Here is an 18,838-nt window from a genome sequence, read left to right on the forward strand (position 1 = left end):
GCCGGAAGGTCAGGACCGGCGACTCTGCGTGTGGAAGAGCAGCCCCACGGCGAGGGAGATCACCAGGATGCCGGCAGCGAAGATCAGCCCCTGGAACGCCGACACGGTGAATGCGAGACCGAGCAGGTAGAAGCCCGCCAGGAACAGCACCAGGTACAGAGCGAACAGAACGATCATCGCTACCTCTCTCCAAAGTCCCTCCGATCGTACCGGGACTTCTGCTGCCCCGCGCGCCCGCGCCCGCGCGGAACCGGGCGCGCGTGCCAGGCTGGGAGCATGTCGCACAGTCAGCCAGGCCGGGAGTGGTGGCGCTCCGCCGTGGTCTACCAGGTGTACCCGCGCAGCTTCCAGGACTCCGACGGCGATGGCATCGGCGACATCCCCGGGATCGTCTCCCGGCTGGACTACCTGCACGATCTCGGCGTGGACGTCATCTGGCTCTCGCCGGTGTACCGCTCGCCGCACGACGACAACGGCTACGACATCAGCGACTACGAGGACATCGACCCGACGTTCGGCACCCTCGCCGATATCGACGAGCTCATCGCGGAGCTGCACGCGCGCGGGATGAAGCTCGTGATGGATCTCGTCGTCAACCACACATCGGACGAGCACGCCTGGTTCGTCGATTCGCGGTCGGGTCGGGATGCCGAACACGCCGACTGGTACATGTGGCGCGATCCGCGCCCAGGTGCGGTCGGCGGCCGGCCGGGCGCGGAGCCGAACAACTGGGGCTCCTTCTTCTCCGGTTCGGCGTGGGAGTGGGAGCCTGCGCGCGGGCAGTACTACCTGCACCTGTTCTCCCGGAAGCAGCCCGACCTCAACTGGGAGAACCCGGTCGTGCGCCGCGCGGTGTACGACATGATGAACCGCTGGCTGGACCGCGGCGTCGACGGATTCCGCATGGACGTCATCAACTTCATCTCGAAAGACCTCGCCCTTCCCGACGGCGAAGTTCTCTCCACGGGTTTCGGCGACGGCATGCCGTTCTTCCGCAGCGGCCCGCGGCTTCAGGAGTTCCTCGCCGAGATGAAGGCCGAAGTCTTCGACGGTCGGGAGCAGGACTATCTCACGGTGGGCGAGATGCCCGATGCGACGCCCGAGCTCGCCGCCCGGCTGACCGACTCGCGCACGGGTCAGCTGAGCATGATCTTCCAGTTCGAGCACGTCGGACTCGACCAGATCGGCGGCAAGTGGAACGTCGGCGAGCTCGACCTCCGCGACCTGAAGCGCTCGTTCGCGCGCTGGCAGGAGGCGCTCGCCGAGCACGGCTGGAACAGCCTGTACTGGAACAACCACGACCAGCCGCGCATCGTTTCGCGCTGGGGGAACGACCGTGAGCACTGGTACGCGTCGGCGACCGCGCTGGCCACGGTCCTGCATCTCCAACGCGGCACGCCCTACGTGTATCAGGGCGAAGAGCTCGGAATGACGAACGTGCCGTTCGACGACATCGGTGCCCTCCGCGACATCGAGTCGATCAACCATTACGCGACCGCGGTCGATCTCCTGGGTCACGAGCCGGAGGATGTGCTGGCGGCGCTGCGCGCGATGGGTCGCGACAACGCCCGCACGCCGATGCAGTGGACCGCCGAGCCCGGCGCCGGCTTCACCTCCGCCACCCCGTGGATCGGGGTGAACCCGAACCACGAGCGCGTGAACGCCGCGGCCCAGGTCGGCGACCCGGGTTCTGTGTGGGCCCATTACCGTCGCCTGATCGCGCTGCGGCACGAGGACCCCGTCGTCGTGCAGGGCGACTTCCGGATGCTGCTCCCCGACGACCCGGCAGTGTTCGCCTACACGCGCGAGGCTGAGGGGACGCGCCTCCTGGTGGTGGCGAACCTCTCCGACGAGACGGTCGAGTGCGACCTCGCGGGCGACCGGCTCGTGCTGACGAATCTGCCCGAACGCGCCGGCGTCGGGGGCCGGCTGGCGCCGTGGGAGGCCCGGATCTACCGGTCCACCGTCGCCTGAGCGCGGCGCAGCGGTGGCAGCCGGCGGTCGGCCGGGAGCAGCGATGCGGGATCATCCTCGTCCCAGCGCTGCCAGGTCTGCAGGATCCAGAACAGCAGGAACACCACGAGGGCGACGGCTTCGCCGACGAGGATCCACGGCGGAGCCGCCCCATCGGCATCCCGTCGCGCGAACGTCGCGGCCAGCAGCACGATCATGTCCACGACCAGCACGGCGGCGATCGCGATGTACGTGATCCGCAGCCACCGGGGCGGCGTCCGGCTCGACGTGCGCCAGAACGCGTTGAGGACGGCATCCGCGGCGATCAGCCCGAAGAAGATCACCGTCGCGCTCACGTGCGCGAAGCTCAGGAACGCCTCCGGAGCGATGAGACCGGTCACGGTCACCAACACCAGCACGATCACGCCGAGGATGATCGAGAACAGCGATCCGGGGGCCTGTCCGAGCGTGCGCAGGACGAGCGCGACCGCCAGGACCACGGCGAGCACGACCAGATACGTCACCACGCCGTTCGCGACGTCGGGCCGCGCCACGGGCGGCACGCAGGGGCTGCACGGCACGTCGACGCCCGGGACGGACCCCGACCCGATCACGGTGGGAACGAGCGCGACCAGGGGAGCGAAGAGCGCCGCCGCGTCGAGGATCACGCGCTCGGCTCCGCGGCCGGACAGGGCGAGCAGAGCGAGCGATGCCGCGATCAGTGCCCCGACGAAGGCGTTGCGCGCCGGCGTGTAGAAGTAGTCGCTGATCGCCGAGAGCCAGCCGAACGCCGGGACCGCCGCGAGGACGGCGACGAAGATCACCACGACCGTGCCGCCGATCGCGAGTCTGAGGTAGCGGTGGGTGCGCTGGGGCGACGTGGACGTGCTCATGATCACCCTCCGACGCGACACAAGGGGGCCGTGCCACGCAGGACCCATTCTCCTGCAGGGCGACGACCCCCGTGCGGCCTCCCCCCGGAGGCCGATCGCGCAACCGGCGCGATCAGCGGTTCTCGGCGGCTTCCTCCGCAGCGATCTCGGCCTCGACGGCTTCATCCAGCGCCTCGTCGAACTCGGCCTCGGCTTCCACGAGCTCCAGCGCGGCGAAGGCGGCGGCGACGTCGACCGGGTTGACCCGGCCGTCCGCGATCACGACGCCGCCGGCGCGACGCGCGGCAGCGGCGAAGGGCGCCGCCCACAGGTTCTCGTACACGAGGACTCCGGCGACGCTGCCCGGGCTCATCTCCGCGGCGAGGATCTCGACGTCGTCCTCCGCGAGCAGGCCGGCCAGGCCCGCCTCGATCTGGGTGAGCGGGCCGAGGTCCTCGGTGTCCGAGAGCTCGACGGCGTCCAGGTTGCCCTCGGCGTCCTTCGTGATGACGATCATGTCGATGACCCGGATGGTCCCGGCGTCGACGAGCCGCACGATCTCCTCGGCGATCTCGCCGGTGAAGTTCTGCGCGCCCGCCGGGAACTCGACGATCAGATAGTCGACAGGCCCGTACTCGTCCTCGTTCTCGGCCATGGAAAACCTTCCTCTTCGTGGGAGCCGTCGCGGCTCATGATCACGTTAGGCAGACCTCCACCGAGCGACGTCATGCAGATCGGGTGATATCGGCGGGGTGAGGTCGGAGGGTGATGCGAGACTCGATCGGATGAGCGATGAGACCCGCACGGCCGCCCTCGAGATCCTCCGCACGCTCGTGGGTGCGCCGGACGCCGACTTCCACGACGGGCAGTTCGAGGCGATCCGCTCCCTCGTCGACGACCGCAGCCGTGCCCTCGTCGTCCAGCGCACGGGGTGGGGCAAGTCCGCCGTCTATTTCGTCGCGACGCTCCTGCTCCGCCGCCGGGGCGGGGGGCCGACGGTGCTCGTCTCGCCGCTGCTCGCCCTCATGCGCGATCAGATCGCCGCCGCCGAACGCGCGGGCGTGCGCGCCGTCGCGATCAACTCCACGAACGCGCACGAGTGGTCCGACGTGCTCGGCCGGCTGCAGAACGACGACGTCGACGTGCTGCTGCTCTCGCCCGAGCGGCTGAACAATCCGGCGTTCCGCGACGAGCAGCTGCCGGCGCTCGTCGAGCGCATGGGGATGCTGGTCGTCGACGAGGCGCACTGCATCAGCGACTGGGGCCACGACTTCCGTCCCGACTACCGGCGACTGGGCGAGCTGATCCGCCGCCTGCCGGCGGGGGTGCCGATCCTCGCCACGACGGCGACCGCGAACAGCCGGGTCGTGACCGATGTCGAGGAGCAGCTGGCCGGCGGCGGGGTCGAGGTGGTCACGATCCGCGGGCCCCTCGCGCGCGCGTCGCTCCGGCTCGGCGTGCTGCGGCTGCCGGACGCCCGGGCACGCCTCGCATGGCTGCTCACGCACCTCGGCGACCTGCCCGGCTCGGGCATCATCTACAGCCTGACGGTGAGCGGGGCGCAGGACGTCGCGCGGCTGCTCCGGGATGCCGGCCACGACGTGCACGCGTACACCGGGCAGACGGATGCCGCCGAGCGCGAGGAGTCCGAGGCTCTGCTGAAAGCCAACCGGGTGAAGGCGCTCGTCGCGACGAGCGCGCTGGGGATGGGGTTCGACAAACCCGACCTCGGCTTCGTCGTGCACCTCGGCGCTCCGTCGTCCCCCGTGGCGTACTACCAGCAGGTGGGCCGAGCGGGGAGGGCGACGGAGAACGCCGACGTCCTGCTGCTGCCCGGTCCCGAAGACCCCGACATCTGGCGCTACTTCGCGACGGCGTCGATGCCCACGCAGGAGCGCGCCGAGCGGGTGATCGCCGAGCTCGGCGACCACCCGCTGTCCACTCCGGCCCTGGAGGCGCTCGTCGACATCCGTCGCACGCCGCTGGAGCTGCTGCTCAAGGTGCTCGACGTGGACGGTGCGGTCCGCCGGGTGCGCGGCGGCTGGATCGCGACCGGCGCGCCGTGGACCTACGACGCCGAGCGCTACGAGCGCATCGCGCAGGCGCGCCGGATCGAGCAGCAGCACATGCTCGACTACGAGCGCACGGACGGATGCCGGATGGAGTTCCTCCAGCGCACCCTCGATGACCCGACCGCGGCGCCGTGCGGGCGGTGCGACGCGTGCGCAGGAGCCTGGTATCCCACTGACATCGCGGAAGCGGCCACGGGCTCGGCCGACGCGTCGCTGGCGCGCGTGGGCGTCCCCATCGAGCCGCGGGCGCAGTGGCCGACCGGAGGCGACAAGCTCGGCATCCCGCTGAAGGGCAACATCCCGCCGGCCGAGCGCGCCGAAGAGGGCCGGGCGCTCGCGCGGCTCACCGATCTCGGCTGGGGCGGCTCGTTGCGCGCCCTGCTCGATGGCGGCGCAGCCGATGCCCCGCTCACGCCGGCGATGCGCGACGCCGTGGTCCGGGTGCTCGCCGACTGGCCCTGGACGGCGCGGCCGGCATCCGTCGTCGCCCTGCCGTCCCGTCGCCACCCGCAGCTCGTCGGTTCCCTCGCCGAGCAGCTCGCGGCGGTCGGTCGGCTGCCGTACCTGGGCACGCTGGCCATCCGGGGCGGCGGCCCGAGCGGCGCCCCGGGCGGCAACAGCGTGTTCCGCCTCTCCGGGCTCTGGGACCGTTTCGACGCGACCGGGCTGGAGATCCCTCCGGGGCCGGTGCTCCTGGTGGACGATCTGGCCGACAGCCGATGGACGCTCACCGTCGCCGCGCGCGAGCTGCGCCTCGCCGGCGCCGAGGCCGTCCTGCCGTTCGCCCTGGCTCTGCGCGGTTGAGGACTGCCGGCCAGCTGTCCATTCGGCGTCGCTGTGTGCCGAAAGACTGCTGGCTGTGACCGATGTCGTCCGCGCCGGCCGGTTCGACCTCCGTCGGCACCGCTCAGCAGTCGCCGGGCACGCGCACGGGTCGTGCGCGGCCGGTCAGGCGGGGATCGTCGCGGTGTCGATCACGAACCGGTAGCGCACGTCGCCGCGCACGACCCGGTCGTACGCCTCGGTCACCTCGTCGGCGCTGATCGTCTCGATCACCGAGGCGATGCCGTGCTCGGCGCAGAAGTCGAGCATCTCCTGCGTCTCGCGGATGCCGCCGATGTTGGAGCCGGCGAGCGAGCGCCGACCGCCCACGAGCGAGAACACCCGGAACGTCTGCGGCTTCTCGGGCAGGCCGACGAACACGAGCGCGCCGTTCAGGCGCAGCGTCTGCAGGTAGCGGTCGACGGGGATGTCGGCCGAGACGGTGTTGATGATGAGGTCGAAACGACCGCGCAGCTCCTTCAGCGCGCCGGCGTCGCCGGTGCCCTCGGGGTCGGTCGCGACATAGTCGTCGGCGCCGAGAGCGAGTCCCTCCTCCTTCTTGGCGAGCGTGCGCGAGAGGACGGTCACGTGCGCACCCATCGCGTGGGCGATCTGCACGGCCATGTGGCCGAGTCCGCCCATGCCGATCACGGCGACGCGCTTGCCGGGGCCGGCGCCCCAATGGCGCAGCGGCGAGTACGTCGTGATGCCGGCGCACAGCAGGGGGGCGGCGACATCGAGGGCGATGCCGTCCGGGATGCGGAGCACGTAGTTCTCGTCCGCGACGATCTCGGTGCTGTACCCGCCGTACGTGGGGGTGCCGTCGTACTGACGGCCGTTGTAGGTCGCGACGTTGCCCTCGAGGCAGAACTGCTCCTCGCCGGCCAGGCAGTTCTCGCATTCGCGGCACGAATCGACGAAACAGCCGATGCCGACGCGGTCGCCGACGGCATGCCGGGTGACCTCGGAGCCGACCTCGGTGACGATGCCCGCGATCTCGTGACCCGGGACCATCGGGAAGATGCCCGCACCCCATTCCTCGCGAGCCTGATGGATGTCGGAGTGGCAGATGCCGGCGAACGCGATGTCGAGGCGCACGTCGTGCGGGCCGACCTCGCGGCGCTCGATCGTGCCGCGCTCGAAGGCCTGGCCGGGGGTGGGGACGAGAAGGGCGGGAGTCGTTGAGGGCATCCCCTCATTCTCCCAGACGTACGCTGGGGGGATGCCGCAGCTCGACCATCCCGTCACCGTCATCATCCCGTGGCGACCGGCGCCGTCCCGGGTGCCCGCTTTCGATTTCGTCGTGGACTGGTACGCCCGTCATCTGCCGGAGTTCCGCATCCAGACGATCGACACCGAAGACGACGTCTTCGTGCTCGCCGCGTGCCGCAACCGGGGCATCGCCGCGCACGATCCCGACGAGGTCGTCGTGGTGTGCGATGCCGACACGCTGCCCGAGCCCGAGCCCCTCCGCGCCGCGGTGATCGCCGCGCGGACGAGCGGGCTCGTCCATCTGCCGTACACCGAGTACCACTGGCTCGGACGCGAGGGCGACGCGCAGCTGCGCGCCGGTGTGCCCGCCGCCGAGTGCGACTTCGAGCTCGTGATCGGCGCGTGCTCGGGCGTGTACGTGACGACGCCGCGCACATGGGCGTCGCACGGAGGCCAGGACGAACGGTTCCGCGGGTGGGGTTTCGAGGACGCGGCGTGGTTCCTCGCGCACAACGCGCTGCTCGGCGCGGAGCCGGTCCGTCACGAGGGCAACGTGTACGCGCTGCACCACGCGGCCGAGGTTCGCGCCGGCGCACGGTACGACGCGAACGCGGCGCTCATGGAGCGCTACCGCGCCGCGGAGGGCGACCGTGAGGCGATGGCTCAGCTCGTGGCCGGATCGGGCGCGCTCAGCAGCTCGTAGGCGATCGCGGGGCCCGGCATCCGCTGCTGCTCCCGCGCGATCCCGCGCAGGAGGGGCGAACCGGCGAGCTCGCGAACGGTGCGCAGCGCCGTGATGAGGTCGGTGACGGATGCCGCATTCGGGTCGAGCGCCGCTCCCGCACCCGTCCGCTCGATCGCCGCCGCACCGGCGAACTGGTCGGTGGAGAACGGCAGGACCAGAAGCGGCACCCCCTGACCGATCGCTTCGGTGACGGAGTTGTTGCCGCCGTGGGTGACCGCCGTCGTCGCCGCCGAGAGGAGTCGCACCTGCGGCAGGTAGTCGCGGACGAGCCAGTCCTCGGGGATCTCGCCGAGCTCGGACACCGGCGTCGATCCGGTGGCGATCGCCGCCGGCATCCCGATCTCGATCAGCGCTTCCGCGACGCGACGCAGGACGTCACCGCGCACCGAGAGGAAGCTCCCGAAGCTCACGTACGCGAACGCCGGGGTCGCCGCGATCCAGCGCTCCACCTCGTCGTCGACCGCTTCGACGCGTCGGGTCGAGCCGAGGAACGCGTGCGGAGGCAGTGCGCGCCCGTCGCCGTCGGCCAGCGCGGCCGGATAGTTGTAGAGCACGAGATCGCCGTGCTCGCCGAAGGCGTCGGCCGTGAGCGGCGCATCGGGGCGCAGGGCGCGCGCCGTGCGGTTCCATTCCGCGGTGAAGCGCGCGGACACTTCCTCGCACAGTGTGCGCAGGTCGCTCAGCTCGGCCTCGTCGGGGTCGAACGCCGTCGGCCAGAACGGCGGATACCCGTAGACCTCTCCGGCGACCGGGAGGGCGCTCGGGTGGCCGAGCACGACGTCGGCGTAACGGATGCCGGCGGTCTGCAGGGCGAGCCGCGCACTGAAGGCCAGATGGTCCACGATGATCGCGTCGGGCTGCACCGCATCGACCGCGGCGAGCACGCGGCGGCCGGCATCCACCGGTTCCCACATGAGGTCGGTGAGCCGCTCGCGGGCCTGGTAGCGCAGGGTCGGCACCATGCCCCGGCGGGTCGCGTCGAAGAACCCGCGCAGCGAGTCGGACTCCTCCGCGGGCTGCTCCTCCGCGCGGATGACCCGCGCATTGCTCCCGCGGCCGAGGGGGAGGTCGAGGCGCTCGAAGCCGAACTCGCGCACGATCGGGTCGGTGGCAGGCCCGGTGGCGACCACGACCCGGTGGCCGGCATCCCGCCACGCGGTGGCGATCGTCGCGAGCGGCAGAAGGTGCGAGGCGTAGTCGGGACTGATGACGAGCAGGGTCATCGCGCGCACCTCACGAGAGCGCGACGCCGTCGACCGCGTTCGCCGCGCGGATCAGGGCCTCTTCTTCGGCGGCGACACCGCGGTACACCGGTCCGAGCGCCGTGGCCATCGCCTGGATCGTGAACTTCGTGCGCACCATGTCGTGCGCGGCCCGCACCCGGTCCTCGTCGGGGTGGGCAGCCGCATCGAGGGCGGAGGCGACGCCGGCCTCGAGCCGGACGGGATCCCACGTCTGGGTGAGGACGCCGGTCACGCCGTCCTGCACGTACGTCGCAGGTCCTCCACCGTCGGGGGCGACCACCATGAGGCCGGTCGCCATCGCCTCGAGCAGCGCGATGCCGAACTCCTCCTTCACGCTCGCGCACACGTACACGCCACCCGCGGGGCTGAGGCCCGGCATCCCGAACCGCGCGGCGGCGAGCCAGAACGCCGCGACGCCGTTCGGGCGGTGGCCGGCGAGGATGAGTCCCGACGACGGGTCCGGGACGGCCGCGCGGATGCGGTCGAGCTGCTCGCGCTCGTCCAGTGACGGGTGCTCGAGCTCGCCGCCGATGATCACGAGGTTCGCGCGATCGCGCAGCGGTCCCGACGCCCACGCCTCGACGAGGGTCGCCATGCCCTTCACACGGTGGAGGCGACCGAGGCTCACGATGAGCGGAAGGCCGCGCCGCTCGGGAGCGAGCTGCTCGACGAGCGCACGGAGCTCGGCGATCGCTCCCGGTGCGACGCCGCCGTCCGCGTGCGCGCGGGCGGCATCCGCGGCGCGGTCGACGACCGCGAGGTCGACGCCCTCGGCCACGATCGTGTGCCGCTCGGGGTGCGCGGTGATGTCGATGCCGACGAGCTGCGCCATGTCCCGCTGCAGATCGGGGCGGGGGAAGAGCACGGTGTGCGCGGCGTTCGACGCGAGGCTCGTGACCAGACGCGCCCGGAACCAGAAGTGCTCGACCAGGTCCACCTCTCCGAACCGCTCGCGGGTCAGCGCCCCCGAGCGGTCGAGGGAGCGGATCACGGCGTGCGGGTCGGGCGCGACCGTGAAGACCGTGGGGATGCCGAGCTCGCGGGCGACGTCGGCGGCGGCGAAGCTTCCGACATCGGCCATCCGCAGGTGGAGGAGATCGACGGGCGCCGCGGCGCGGAGGATGCGACGGATGCCGCGCCGCGCGGTGACGCGGAGGGGCCAGGCGGCTGCCGACGGGACCGGCTGCGGCAGCAGCGGAACACGCCCGTACACGTGGCCCGACGTCGCGGAGCCGATCTCGAGCAGGTCCTCGGCGGCCTGCGGAACCGGGCCGCGCGACAGCGTGATCACGCGGTCGACCCCCGTGGTGGGATCGGCCACGAGCGCGTCGCCCAGGCGCACGAGAAGCGTCGCGATGCCGCCGTTGTCCCCGGCGCCGACCGACGCGAGAGCGGGGTCGATGTCGGCGTGCAGGAAGAGCTGCCCGACCGTGAGGCCGTCCGCGCGGGCGACGCGCGGGTGGGGGACGGCATCCAGGTCGATGAGCGCGAGCCGCGCGACTTCGGCGATCCGCCCGTCGCCGCTGACGAGGTCTTCGAGCAGCGCGGGGATCGCCGGCGCCCCGCGGCGCTGTCCGAGCGCGGCGATCGCCGCCACCCGGACCTCTTCGTGTTCGGCGCGGTCGGCGGCGAGTTCCAGCAGCGGCCGCGTGGCGATCGCGTGCCGGACGAGCCCGAGCGTCTCGGTCAGCCGCGCGCGGGTCGAAGGCTCACGCTCGCCCAGCAGCGCCGTCTCGAGCGCGACGGCCAGGGTCTCGGCCGCGGTCGACGACCACTTCTCCAGCGTGCGCTGCGCGAGCATGCCGGTGAAGCCGCCCGCGGCGACCAGGGCGATGAGTCTGCTCATCGCGTCGAAACGGGGCAGGACCGAACCGAGCGCCCACGCCGCGTGCTCGCGGATCGTGGCGCGCTCGTCGGAGAGCAGCGCGGTGAGCATGCGCGCGGCCTGCTCGTCGAAGATCTCCGCGAGCGCGTGCACCGCGGCGATCGCGGCGACCTGATCGTCGCCGTTGAGCGCCGACGCGAGGATCCGCAGGGTGCGCACCCCCGGGTCCCGACCCGCCTCGAAGGCGAGGTCGTCGGCGAGTCGCATCGCCTCGACGATTCCGGGCGCGTCGCGCACCGCATCCAGAGCAGTCTGAACGCCCATTCACGGTCCTGTCCTCCGCGCCGACGACAAGCGGGCGGGCGTTCGATGGTAGCCCGGCGGGAAGACGTCCCGGGTGGACTAGCGTGTACTGGTTCCCCCCGAATAGTCTGAGGAGCTTCTGCGTGCGTGTCGTGACCCTGGGCGATGTCGGTGTGATCGACGACATGATGCACATCGGCGATGAGGCGATGTTCCGCGCCGCGCGCGATGAGCTCGCGGACCGCGGTGCCGCCGTCACCTCCGTCTCATCCGTGCCCGCCGAGACGGCGGAGCGCTACGGCGTGACCGCGGTGGGACGTATCCGCTTCGACGGCCTGGACCGCGCGGCGTCCGAAGCGCGGCTCGGCGCGGTGCTCGCCGCGGCCGACGGTGCGGGCGCGCTGGCCGCCGATGACCCGGCGCATGCGGTGATCGCGGCGGTCGCCGACGCCGACGGCGTGCTGATCGCCGGCGGCGGCAACATGGCCTCGACCTGGCCCCTGCACGTGTACGAGCGCGCCGCACTCGGCGGGGTCGCGCAGCGCCTCGGCCGCCCGCTCGTCGTCTCCGGGCAGACTCTGGGACCCGACCTCCGTGGCCGCGATCGGGAGCTCGTCGCCCAGCTGGTGCACTCGGCGCGCCTCGTCGGTGTGCGTGAGGCGGCATCGCATGCGCTCGCCGCGGATCTCGGCGTCACCGCCCGGCTCGGCGTCGATGACGCCTCCTTCGTGTCGGCGGATGCCGCCCCGGTGACCGGGGGAGTGCTCGTGAGCCTGTCGCTCTCCCTCGGCGGCGCATCGCGGGCCGAGACCGTCGCCGCCGTCGCCGCGCTCGTGGATGCGGCCGCCGAGCTCACCGGCGAGCCGGTCCGGTTCCACGCCCACTTCGGCGCGCTCACGGGCGCGTCGCCGCGCGGGGACGCGGTGCTGCACGATGAGGTCCGCGCGGCGATGCGGACGGGCTCCACCGTCGTACCCACCGGCGATGTGCCCGCTGCGGCTGCTCTTGCCCGCTCGGCATCCCTCCTCATCACCGGGCGCTATCACCCCGCGGTCTTCGCCGCGCCCTCCGGTGTCCCGGTCCTCGGTCTCGTGACCGACGAGTACACGGCGGTCAAGCAGCGCGGCGCTCTGGCCCACTGGGGTCAACAGGCCACCGTGCCGATCTCGGCCGCGCAGAGCGACGGAATCCCGAACCTGCGCGAGCTGTGGGCGGAACGCGACGGAGTGCGCGCCGAGGCCGACCGGCGGCGGCCCGGCCACCTGGCGGAATTCGGCGGATGGTGGGACGCGGTGGCGGACGCGCTGGCCTGAGGCGCCGGTCACCACGGGCGGGGGTCCGGCCGTCCGCCGCGCGCGGGACGACGGATACGCTCGAGGTCATGGGGGACGGTTCCGCACTCGTCGTGATGGGGGTGTCCGGTGCGGGCAAGTCGACGATCGCGGCCGCCGTCGCCGCGCGGGTGGGCGGGATCTTCCTCGACGCCGACGACTTCCACCCGGCATCCAATGTCGCCAAGATGACCGCCGGGATCCCGCTCGACGACGACGACCGTGCGCCGTGGCTCGCGGCGGTCGGCGATGAGATCGCGCGCCGCACCGCGGCCGGGGAGACCGTCGTGGTGGCGTGCTCGTCTCTCAAGCGCGCGTATCGCGACGCGCTGCGCGCCCGTGCGGACGGCACGTGCTTCGCGCTGCTGGACGGATCACCCGAGCTGCTGGCGACGCGCCTCGGCGCGCGGGCCGACCACTTCATGCCCGCGACGCTCCTGAACTCGCAGCTCGTCGCGCTCGAGCGGCTTCAGCCCGACGAGACCGGGTTCGCGGTCGACATCTCTCAGACTCCCGATGCGATCACGGCCGAGGTCGTGGCCTGCTGGCGGGACGTGGCGGAGGCCGCAGCGCGGCATCCGCGAATCTGAGGAGATCGGAGTTCCGGAGGTCTTCCGGCGCCGAAACCACCTCCCGAACCTCGATCTCCTCCGAACTCGCGGTCACACGTGGTCGCGCCACGAGTGCCGGGGTGCGTAGCCCAGCAGCCGCCGCGCCTTGTGGATCGACAGGAGCGTGTCGTGCTCGCCGAGTTCCGCGGTGGTCGGCACGTCGGGGAACACCTCTGCCACGAGCTCGGCGTTCGGGCGTGACATGACGGTGTCCGCCGCGGCGATGATGAACGTCTCGAAGCCCGCGGGCGCGTTCTCGAGCGCACGCTGCACGGCCTGCGCCCCGTCGCGGGCGTCGATGTAGCCCCACAGGTTCCACTTGCGCAGCAGCGGATCGGCGTCGAAGGGCGGGAACTCGGCGTAGTCCTCCGGGTTCATCACGTTCGAGAAGCGCAGGGCGGTGACCGAGAGATCGGGGTGCCAGCGCACGAGCTCGGTCGCGAGCTGCTCTTCCAGCACCTTGACGATCGAGTAGACGCTCTCGGGGCGCGCGGTGTACTCCTCGTCGACCGGGATGTACGGCGGCGGCACGTCGAAGGGCAGCCCCAGCACCGTCTCGCTCGAGGCGTAGACGATGCGACGGATGCCGAGCCGGACGGCCGCCCAGAACACGTTGAACGTGCTCGCCATGTTGTTGTGGAAGGTCGCGACATCCGTGCGCAGGCCCGGGGCGGGGATCGCGCCGAGGTGTACGACCGCGTCGTAACCGTCCGAGCGGTCCACGCCGCCCAGCGCGTCGACCACCTGTCCGTAGTCCGTCAGGTCGACCTGGACGAAGCCGTCCTGCCGCGGCCCGACGATGTCGAGTCCGGTGACGTCGTGGCCGGCATCCCGGAGTTCGCGGAGGACGACGGAGCCGAGCTTGCCGGTCGAGCCGGTGAGTGCGATGCGCATTCGTCCAGCTTGCCCCTGCTCCTGCGCGAAAGGGCACGAACGTCCGGGTTGGACGGCGTGTCGCCCTGCAGATGTGCCCTCTCGCGGGCGGCAGAGCGACTTTCAGGGATCTGCCAGGATTCCGCTGCGCGGCCCGGAAAGACGCGGAATACGGATGTCGAGCGCGACCGCTCGGCGGCGTGTCGGGCGTGTGCGTCCAATCCGATCCGCGGATGTTTTCGGATCACCCCCTGTGCGGCGAAAGCCCGCATCGATTGGAGAGAGAAACATGCGAAAGATCACCCGTCTCGGACTCATCAGCACCGCCGGCGCGAGCGCCGCGGCCCTCGCCGTCGCTGGATTCGCGCTGCCCGCCTCGGCGGACACGTGGAACCCGAGCGAGGAGACCACGACGACCGTGACCGAAGCCTCCACCTCGATCGAGGGCTTCCAGACCTGGTTCCGCGAGAACGTGCTCGGAAGCGGCAACGACACCACCGCCGGCAACCTCGGCATCGACGGCGGCCTGATCAACGGGCCGCTCGTCAGCGACTCGCTGAACCCCGCGGTCCTGTCGGGCAACGACACCCCTGTGCTCTCGGGCAACGACGTTTCGGGCAACCTGTCCGGCAACGACGTCTCGGCGCCTGTCGGATCCGGCAACGACGTGTCCGCCCCGATCGACGCCCCGATCGGCTCGGGCAACGATGTCTCCGGCACCGAGCTCGGCTCGGTCGGTGACGTCGCGAACGGAGCCGACGTGGGCGGCGACACCGGCGTGTCCGTCGGCGACATCGGCGCCGAGGTCGATGACCTCGTCGGCGACGTGAGCGGGGACGTCGACTCCCTCGTCTCGGGTCTGCTCGACTGATCCCGTCTCTTTGCGAAGCGGCGCCTCGGCCTTTCGGCCGGGGCGCCGCTGCGTTCCTGCTGCTTCGCGAGAGGGCACAAACGTGCGTCTCCCACGGCGTGTTGCCCTACAGATGTGCCCTCTCGCGAAGCAGTAGGGAATAGACGCACGAATTGGTTGTTGGGTCAACCAACGGCGGGCGCACACGAACCCACCGACGAGGGGGGAGACCGATGACCACGACCGCTCTGGATTGGCGCCCGGCGCCGATCCACACTCGCGGCGCCGCCGCCGACGCGACCCGGATGGATACCGTCGAACTCCTCGTCGGAGACCTCGACGCGCAGACCGAGTTCTACCGTCGCGCTGTGACGCTCGATGTGCTCGACCAGTCGGGGGCCCGCGCGACACTCGGCCGCGACGGCATCCCGATCATGACCCTCACCCACACGCCCGACCTGCCGCCCTTCGACCGGCGCGACGCCGGGCTCTACCACACGGCCATCGCGTTCCCCGATCGCGCGGCGCTGTCCACTGCCGTGCTGTCGATGGCGCGCCAGGCTCCTCATCTGTACGAGGGTGCGACCGACCACACGTTCAGCAACGCCTTCTACTTCCACGACCCGGAGGGCAACGGCATCGAGTTGTACTGGGACCGATCCGTCGAGGTGTGGCAGAACAAGCCGGCCGGATGGATGCCGCAGAACACCGCGATCGACCCGAACGCGTTCCTGCGCGAGCACTTCGATCCCGCGCGCGAGACTCAGGATGAAGCCACGATCGGTCACGTGCACCTGCAGGTCGGCGACATCCCCACCGCACGCCGGTTCTACGTGGACATGCTCGGCTTCGACGTCACGATCGACGTCGGCTCCGCCCTGTTCATCTCCGCCGGCGGCTACCACCACCACATCGGCCTGAACACGTGGCACAGCGCCGGCGCGGGACCCCGTGCCGTCTCGCTCGGCCTCGGTGACGTGCGATTGCGGATGCCGGACCGCAGCGACGTGCTCGCGCTCGCCGACCGCGCCCGGCATCACGGGGTCGCCGCCGAGGACGATGGTGAGAGCCTGCGCCTGCGCGACCCCTGGGGGACGCTGCTGACCGTCACCCCGGAAGGCGCTGCGGCATGAGCGCGCCGATTCCGTTCCCGCCCGCCGCGGAGGTCCGCAGGGAGGTGCGGATTCCGCTCCGATTCAGCGACGGCTTCGAGGCGGACGCGCGCGTGTCGACCTTCCGTCATCTCGCCGACGGCGCGGAGCACCTGCTGCTGCGCTTCGACGGACCGGGCGAGGCGGAGGTCCCGCTCGTCCGTCTGCACAGCGAGTGCCTCACCGGCGACGTGTTCGGCTCGCAGCGCTGCGACTGCGGTCCGCAGCTGCGCGAAGCCGTCGAGAGGCTGAGCCTCGAGGGTGGTGCGCTGCTCTATCTCCGTCAGGAGGGACGGGGCATCGGACTCTACGCGAAGCTCGACGCATACGCCCTGCAAGACCAGGGGCTCGACACGTACGAGGCGAATGCGGCGCTCGGCCACGGCGAGGACGAGCGCGACTACACCGCGGCCGCGCAGATGCTGCAGGCCGTCGGCATCCGTCGCGTCCGCCTCCTGACGAACAACCCGGACAAGGTCGCGCAGCTGGAGGCGCTCGGAGTGGACGTGGAGGTGACCGTGCCGACGGGCGTGCACCTGACCGCGGCGAACGCGCGGTATCTTCAGGCCAAGCGCGACCACACCGGCCACCTCTTGAACCTCCCGGCGGCGTGACGACGCGCGGAGCGGAGCGGACGATGACCCACCCGGTGCCGCGGATGACGCCGGAGGAGGCGCAGGCGTGGCTCGGTCTCATCCGCGTGTGCGACCTGCTGCCGAGCGAGCTCGACTCGCAACTGCAGCGGGACTCGGCGATGACTCATTTCGAGTTCGGCGTCATGACCTACCTCCGGTGGATGCCGGAATCGACGGCATCCATGAGCGAGATCGCCGAGGCGACGAACGCGACGCTCTCGCGGCTGTCGCACGTGTGCTCGCGGCTCGAGCGGCGCGGCCTCGTGCAGAAGTCGACGTCCCCGGCCGACCGGCGGGTCTCGCGAGTGACGCTGACCAATGCCGGGCGACGCGAGCTCGTCCGCGCCACACCGGGGCACATCGCCACCGCCCGCCGGCTCGTGATCGATGCGCTCTCGCCCGAAGACCTCGCCGATCTCGCACGGATCACCGCCAAGCTTGGCGAGCAGCTGGACCCGGAGCAGCGATTCGCGACGGGGCGGTAAGGCCGCGGCATCGAGCCTGGTGACGATAACATGGGGCCTTCCGACCCTCGCGAGGCGCATCCCATGAGAACTGTTCTGTCCGGTACCCAGCACGCGCTCCGCGCGGGCGACTACGAAGCCGTCATCGCGAGCGTGGGTGCGAGCCTGCGCTCCCTCACCTTCGCGGGGCGCGACCTCGTCGTCCCGTTCGACGCCGATGAGGTACGACCCTCGTATCGGGGCGCGACGCTCGCGCCGTGGCCGAACCGCATCGTCGACGGGCTGTATGCCTTCGGCGGGACCGAACGCCAGGTCGCACTCACCGAACCGGCCCGGCATCACGCACTGCACGGCCTGGCAGCCTGGCTCGACTATGAAGCGGTCGACAAGGGGCCGAGTCACGTCACCCTCGAGGCTGCGGTCGAGCCGCAGACCGGGTATCCCTGGCGCGTCGTCATCCGCACGACGTTCTCGCTCGATGCGGAGGGGCTGACGCAGACCGTCACGGCGACGAACGAGAGTCCGGATGCCGCCCCCTGGGGCACCGGCCCGCACCCGTACCTGGTGGCGGGCGCCGGTCACGTCGATGACTGGACGCTGGAGCTGCCGGCCGACGAGGTGCTCGCAGTCACGCCCGATCGCCTCAGCCCGATCGGACTGCGCCCGGTCGACGCGGACGATCCGGAACGGTTCGACTTCCGCGCCGCCCGCGCGATCCGTGCGGTGGAGATCGACCACGCCTATACGGCGCTGCAGCGCGACGAGGCCGGCCTCGCGCGCGTGCGGGTCACGGGCGCGGCCGGTTCCGGCGTCGAGATGACGTGGGATGCCGCGTGCCCCTGGGTGCAGATCCACACGTCCGACAAGGGTGTGGGCAAGCCCGGGCACCGGACGGGTCTGGCGGTGGAGCCGATGACCTGCGCGCCCGATGCGTTCAACGCGGACCGATACGACTACGACGCGGGCCTGATCGTCCTCGAGCCGGAGGCGTCAGCCTCGGCATCCTGGCGGATCTCCGCCGTCTGACCCGAGGTTCTCGCTCGCCCGCGCCCCTGGGTTCCACTCCGAGGTGGTCTCTTCCTCGTCGAGGTGGTCTCATTCCCGTCGAGGTGGTCTCTTCCTCGTCGAGGTGGTCTCTTTCCCGTCGAGGTGGTCTCATCCTCGCCGAGGTGGTCTCTTTCCCGTCGAGGTGGTGACCACCATTTCGGCGGGGAACTGACCATCTCGGCGGGGAACCCACCATCTCGGCGGGGAACCCACCATTTCGGCGGGGGGAGCACGCCACGCGGCGGGATGGGTGAGTGCGAGGCTCAGTGGTGCGAGTGCTCCACCATCTCGCCGTGCGGCACCGCGTGACGGCCGGCTTCGGTCGCAGCCAGCGCCGGGGTGACGGCGCCCGAGACCAGCACCGCGGCGACCACGAGCCCGATCAGACCTGAGCGGCCGGCATCCGATCGGCGAGTCGCACGCGCGCAGCCCAGGGCCACGGCGATCAGCAGGACGATCGCCACGGCCACGGCGAACACGCTGATCCGCACGGGGTCGAGCGCCAGCGCGGTCGCTGTGACGAGGATCCCGGCCAGGGATCCGGCGATGCTCGCCCGCGGAGCGACGATGCGTCCGCGGGCCAGGATCACCGCACCCCAGCCGAGCGCGCCGGCGCCGATCACGATCAGGGAGATCCCGACCACCCCGATGGCGGGATCGTCCTGCACCGTCGTGATGGCGCCGGCACCGAGCGCGATCTGGACCAGCCCTGCGCCCCACGCGACGATCGCGGGCCAGATCGAGGCGGTCGCGCGGCCCCCCGAGGCGACGACCTCCTCGTCCGATGTGGCGATCGTGCGCGGGGCGGTCAGGCTGTCCATGTCGGCT

At 71.4% G+C, this 18,838-nt stretch carries 18 protein-coding genes; 10 read left to right on the top strand and 8 right to left on the bottom strand.

Annotated features, from left to right (window positions below):
• Nucleotides 1-9: 9 nt before the first annotated feature.
• Nucleotides 10-177, bottom strand: a complete 168-nt coding sequence (locus AB0P18_RS13150; RefSeq protein WP_344055688.1) for a hypothetical protein — start codon at nt 175-177, stop codon at nt 10-12.
• Between the two features lie 99 nt (nt 178-276).
• Between AB0P18_RS13150 and AB0P18_RS13155 the strand changes: the two genes are divergently transcribed.
• Nucleotides 277-1,974: an alpha-glucosidase gene (locus AB0P18_RS13155; protein WP_363360394.1), complete on the top strand. Its 1,698-nt coding sequence runs from the start codon at nt 277-279 to the stop codon at nt 1,972-1,974.
• Here AB0P18_RS13155 and AB0P18_RS13160 read toward each other — a convergent pair.
• Entirely contained in the window at nt 1,953-2,846 is an 894-nt protein-coding gene (locus AB0P18_RS13160; RefSeq protein ID WP_363360395.1) for a hypothetical protein, read from the bottom strand. The two genes, AB0P18_RS13155 and AB0P18_RS13160, sit on opposite strands and share 22 nt — an antisense overlap.
• Before the next feature lie 112 nt (nt 2,847-2,958).
• Nucleotides 2,959-3,480, bottom strand: coding sequence for a DUF6325 family protein (locus AB0P18_RS13165; RefSeq protein ID WP_344055685.1), 522 nt, complete (start codon nt 3,478-3,480; stop codon nt 2,959-2,961).
• A 130-nt stretch (nt 3,481-3,610) separates the two neighbouring features.
• On the opposite strand from AB0P18_RS13165, the gene AB0P18_RS13170 reads away from it, so the two are divergent.
• The gene (locus AB0P18_RS13170; RefSeq protein WP_363360396.1) at nt 3,611-5,701 is read left to right on the top strand and encodes a RecQ family ATP-dependent DNA helicase; all 2,091 of its coding nucleotides are present in this window, start codon (nt 3,611-3,613) and stop codon (nt 5,699-5,701) included.
• A 144-nt stretch (nt 5,702-5,845) separates the two neighbouring features.
• Here the strand turns inward: AB0P18_RS13170 and AB0P18_RS13175 are convergent, their stop codons facing one another.
• Nucleotides 5,846-6,910: an NAD(P)-dependent alcohol dehydrogenase gene (locus tag AB0P18_RS13175; protein WP_363360397.1), complete on the bottom strand. Its 1,065-nt coding sequence runs from the start codon at nt 6,908-6,910 to the stop codon at nt 5,846-5,848.
• A gap of 31 nt (nt 6,911-6,941) precedes the next feature.
• Between AB0P18_RS13175 and AB0P18_RS13180 the strand changes: the two genes are divergently transcribed.
• A complete protein-coding gene (locus AB0P18_RS13180; RefSeq protein ID WP_363360398.1) occupies nt 6,942-7,634 on the top strand; it encodes a hypothetical protein in 693 nt (230 codons plus the stop codon).
• Here the strand turns inward: AB0P18_RS13180 and AB0P18_RS13185 are convergent.
• Complete coding sequence (locus AB0P18_RS13185) at nt 7,595-8,899, bottom strand: glycosyltransferase (protein WP_363360399.1); 1,305 nt, start codon at nt 8,897-8,899, stop codon at nt 7,595-7,597. The genes AB0P18_RS13180 and AB0P18_RS13185 overlap by 40 nt on opposite strands.
• Before the next feature lie 10 nt (nt 8,900-8,909).
• A complete protein-coding gene (locus AB0P18_RS13190) occupies nt 8,910-11,069 on the bottom strand; it encodes a glycosyltransferase (protein ID WP_363360400.1) in 2,160 nt (719 codons plus the stop codon).
• Nucleotides 11,070-11,191: 122 nt separating this feature from the next.
• On the opposite strand from AB0P18_RS13190, the gene AB0P18_RS13195 reads away from it, so the two are divergent.
• Together AB0P18_RS13195 and AB0P18_RS13200 are read left to right on the top strand one after the other, a co-directional pair.
• Entirely contained in the window at nt 11,192-12,361 is a 1,170-nt protein-coding gene (locus AB0P18_RS13195; RefSeq protein ID WP_363360401.1) for a polysaccharide pyruvyl transferase family protein, read from the top strand.
• Nucleotides 12,362-12,429: 68 nt separating this feature from the next.
• Nucleotides 12,430-12,969 carry a gluconokinase gene (locus AB0P18_RS13200; protein WP_363360402.1) on the top strand — a complete coding sequence of 180 codons (540 nt, stop codon included), beginning with the start codon at nt 12,430-12,432 and terminating at the stop codon, nt 12,967-12,969.
• A gap of 72 nt (nt 12,970-13,041) precedes the next feature.
• Here the strand turns inward: AB0P18_RS13200 and AB0P18_RS13205 are convergent, their stop codons facing one another.
• Nucleotides 13,042-13,884 carry an NAD(P)-dependent oxidoreductase gene (locus AB0P18_RS13205; protein WP_363360403.1) on the bottom strand — a complete coding sequence of 281 codons (843 nt, stop codon included), beginning with the start codon at nt 13,882-13,884 and terminating at the stop codon, nt 13,042-13,044.
• Between the two features lie 268 nt (nt 13,885-14,152).
• Between AB0P18_RS13205 and AB0P18_RS13210 the strand changes: the two genes are divergently transcribed.
• The 5 genes from AB0P18_RS13210 to AB0P18_RS13230 all read left to right on the top strand — a co-directional run bounded on the left by AB0P18_RS13210 (nt 14,153) and on the right by AB0P18_RS13230 (nt 17,989).
• Nucleotides 14,153-14,734 carry a hypothetical protein gene (locus AB0P18_RS13210; protein WP_363360404.1) on the top strand — a complete coding sequence of 194 codons (582 nt, stop codon included), beginning with the start codon at nt 14,153-14,155 and terminating at the stop codon, nt 14,732-14,734.
• A 212-nt stretch (nt 14,735-14,946) separates the two neighbouring features.
• Nucleotides 14,947-15,846: a VOC family protein gene (locus AB0P18_RS13215; protein ID WP_363360405.1), complete on the top strand. Its 900-nt coding sequence runs from the start codon at nt 14,947-14,949 to the stop codon at nt 15,844-15,846.
• Nucleotides 15,843-16,478, top strand: coding sequence for a GTP cyclohydrolase II (gene ribA, locus AB0P18_RS13220; protein ID WP_363360406.1), 636 nt, complete (start codon nt 15,843-15,845; stop codon nt 16,476-16,478). The genes AB0P18_RS13215 and ribA overlap by 4 nt, the downstream gene beginning before the upstream one ends.
• A gap of 23 nt (nt 16,479-16,501) precedes the next feature.
• Nucleotides 16,502-16,984, top strand: a complete 483-nt coding sequence (locus tag AB0P18_RS13225) for a MarR family winged helix-turn-helix transcriptional regulator (protein WP_363360407.1) — start codon at nt 16,502-16,504, stop codon at nt 16,982-16,984.
• Nucleotides 16,985-17,047: 63 nt separating this feature from the next.
• Nucleotides 17,048-17,989, top strand: a complete 942-nt coding sequence (locus AB0P18_RS13230; RefSeq protein WP_363360408.1) for an aldose 1-epimerase family protein — start codon at nt 17,048-17,050, stop codon at nt 17,987-17,989.
• A 284-nt stretch (nt 17,990-18,273) separates the two neighbouring features.
• Here the strand turns inward: AB0P18_RS13230 and AB0P18_RS13235 are convergent, their stop codons facing one another.
• On the bottom strand, nt 18,274-18,831 hold the full coding sequence (locus AB0P18_RS13235; RefSeq protein WP_344055670.1) for a hypothetical protein: 558 nt from the start codon (nt 18,829-18,831) through the stop codon (nt 18,274-18,276).
• Between the last annotated feature and the right edge of the window lie 7 nt (nt 18,832-18,838).

This window comes from Microbacterium sp. NPDC064584, from assembly GCF_040687315.1.
In the GTDB taxonomy this organism is placed as follows: Bacteria; Actinomycetota; Actinomycetes; order Actinomycetales; family Microbacteriaceae; genus Microbacterium; species Microbacterium lacus.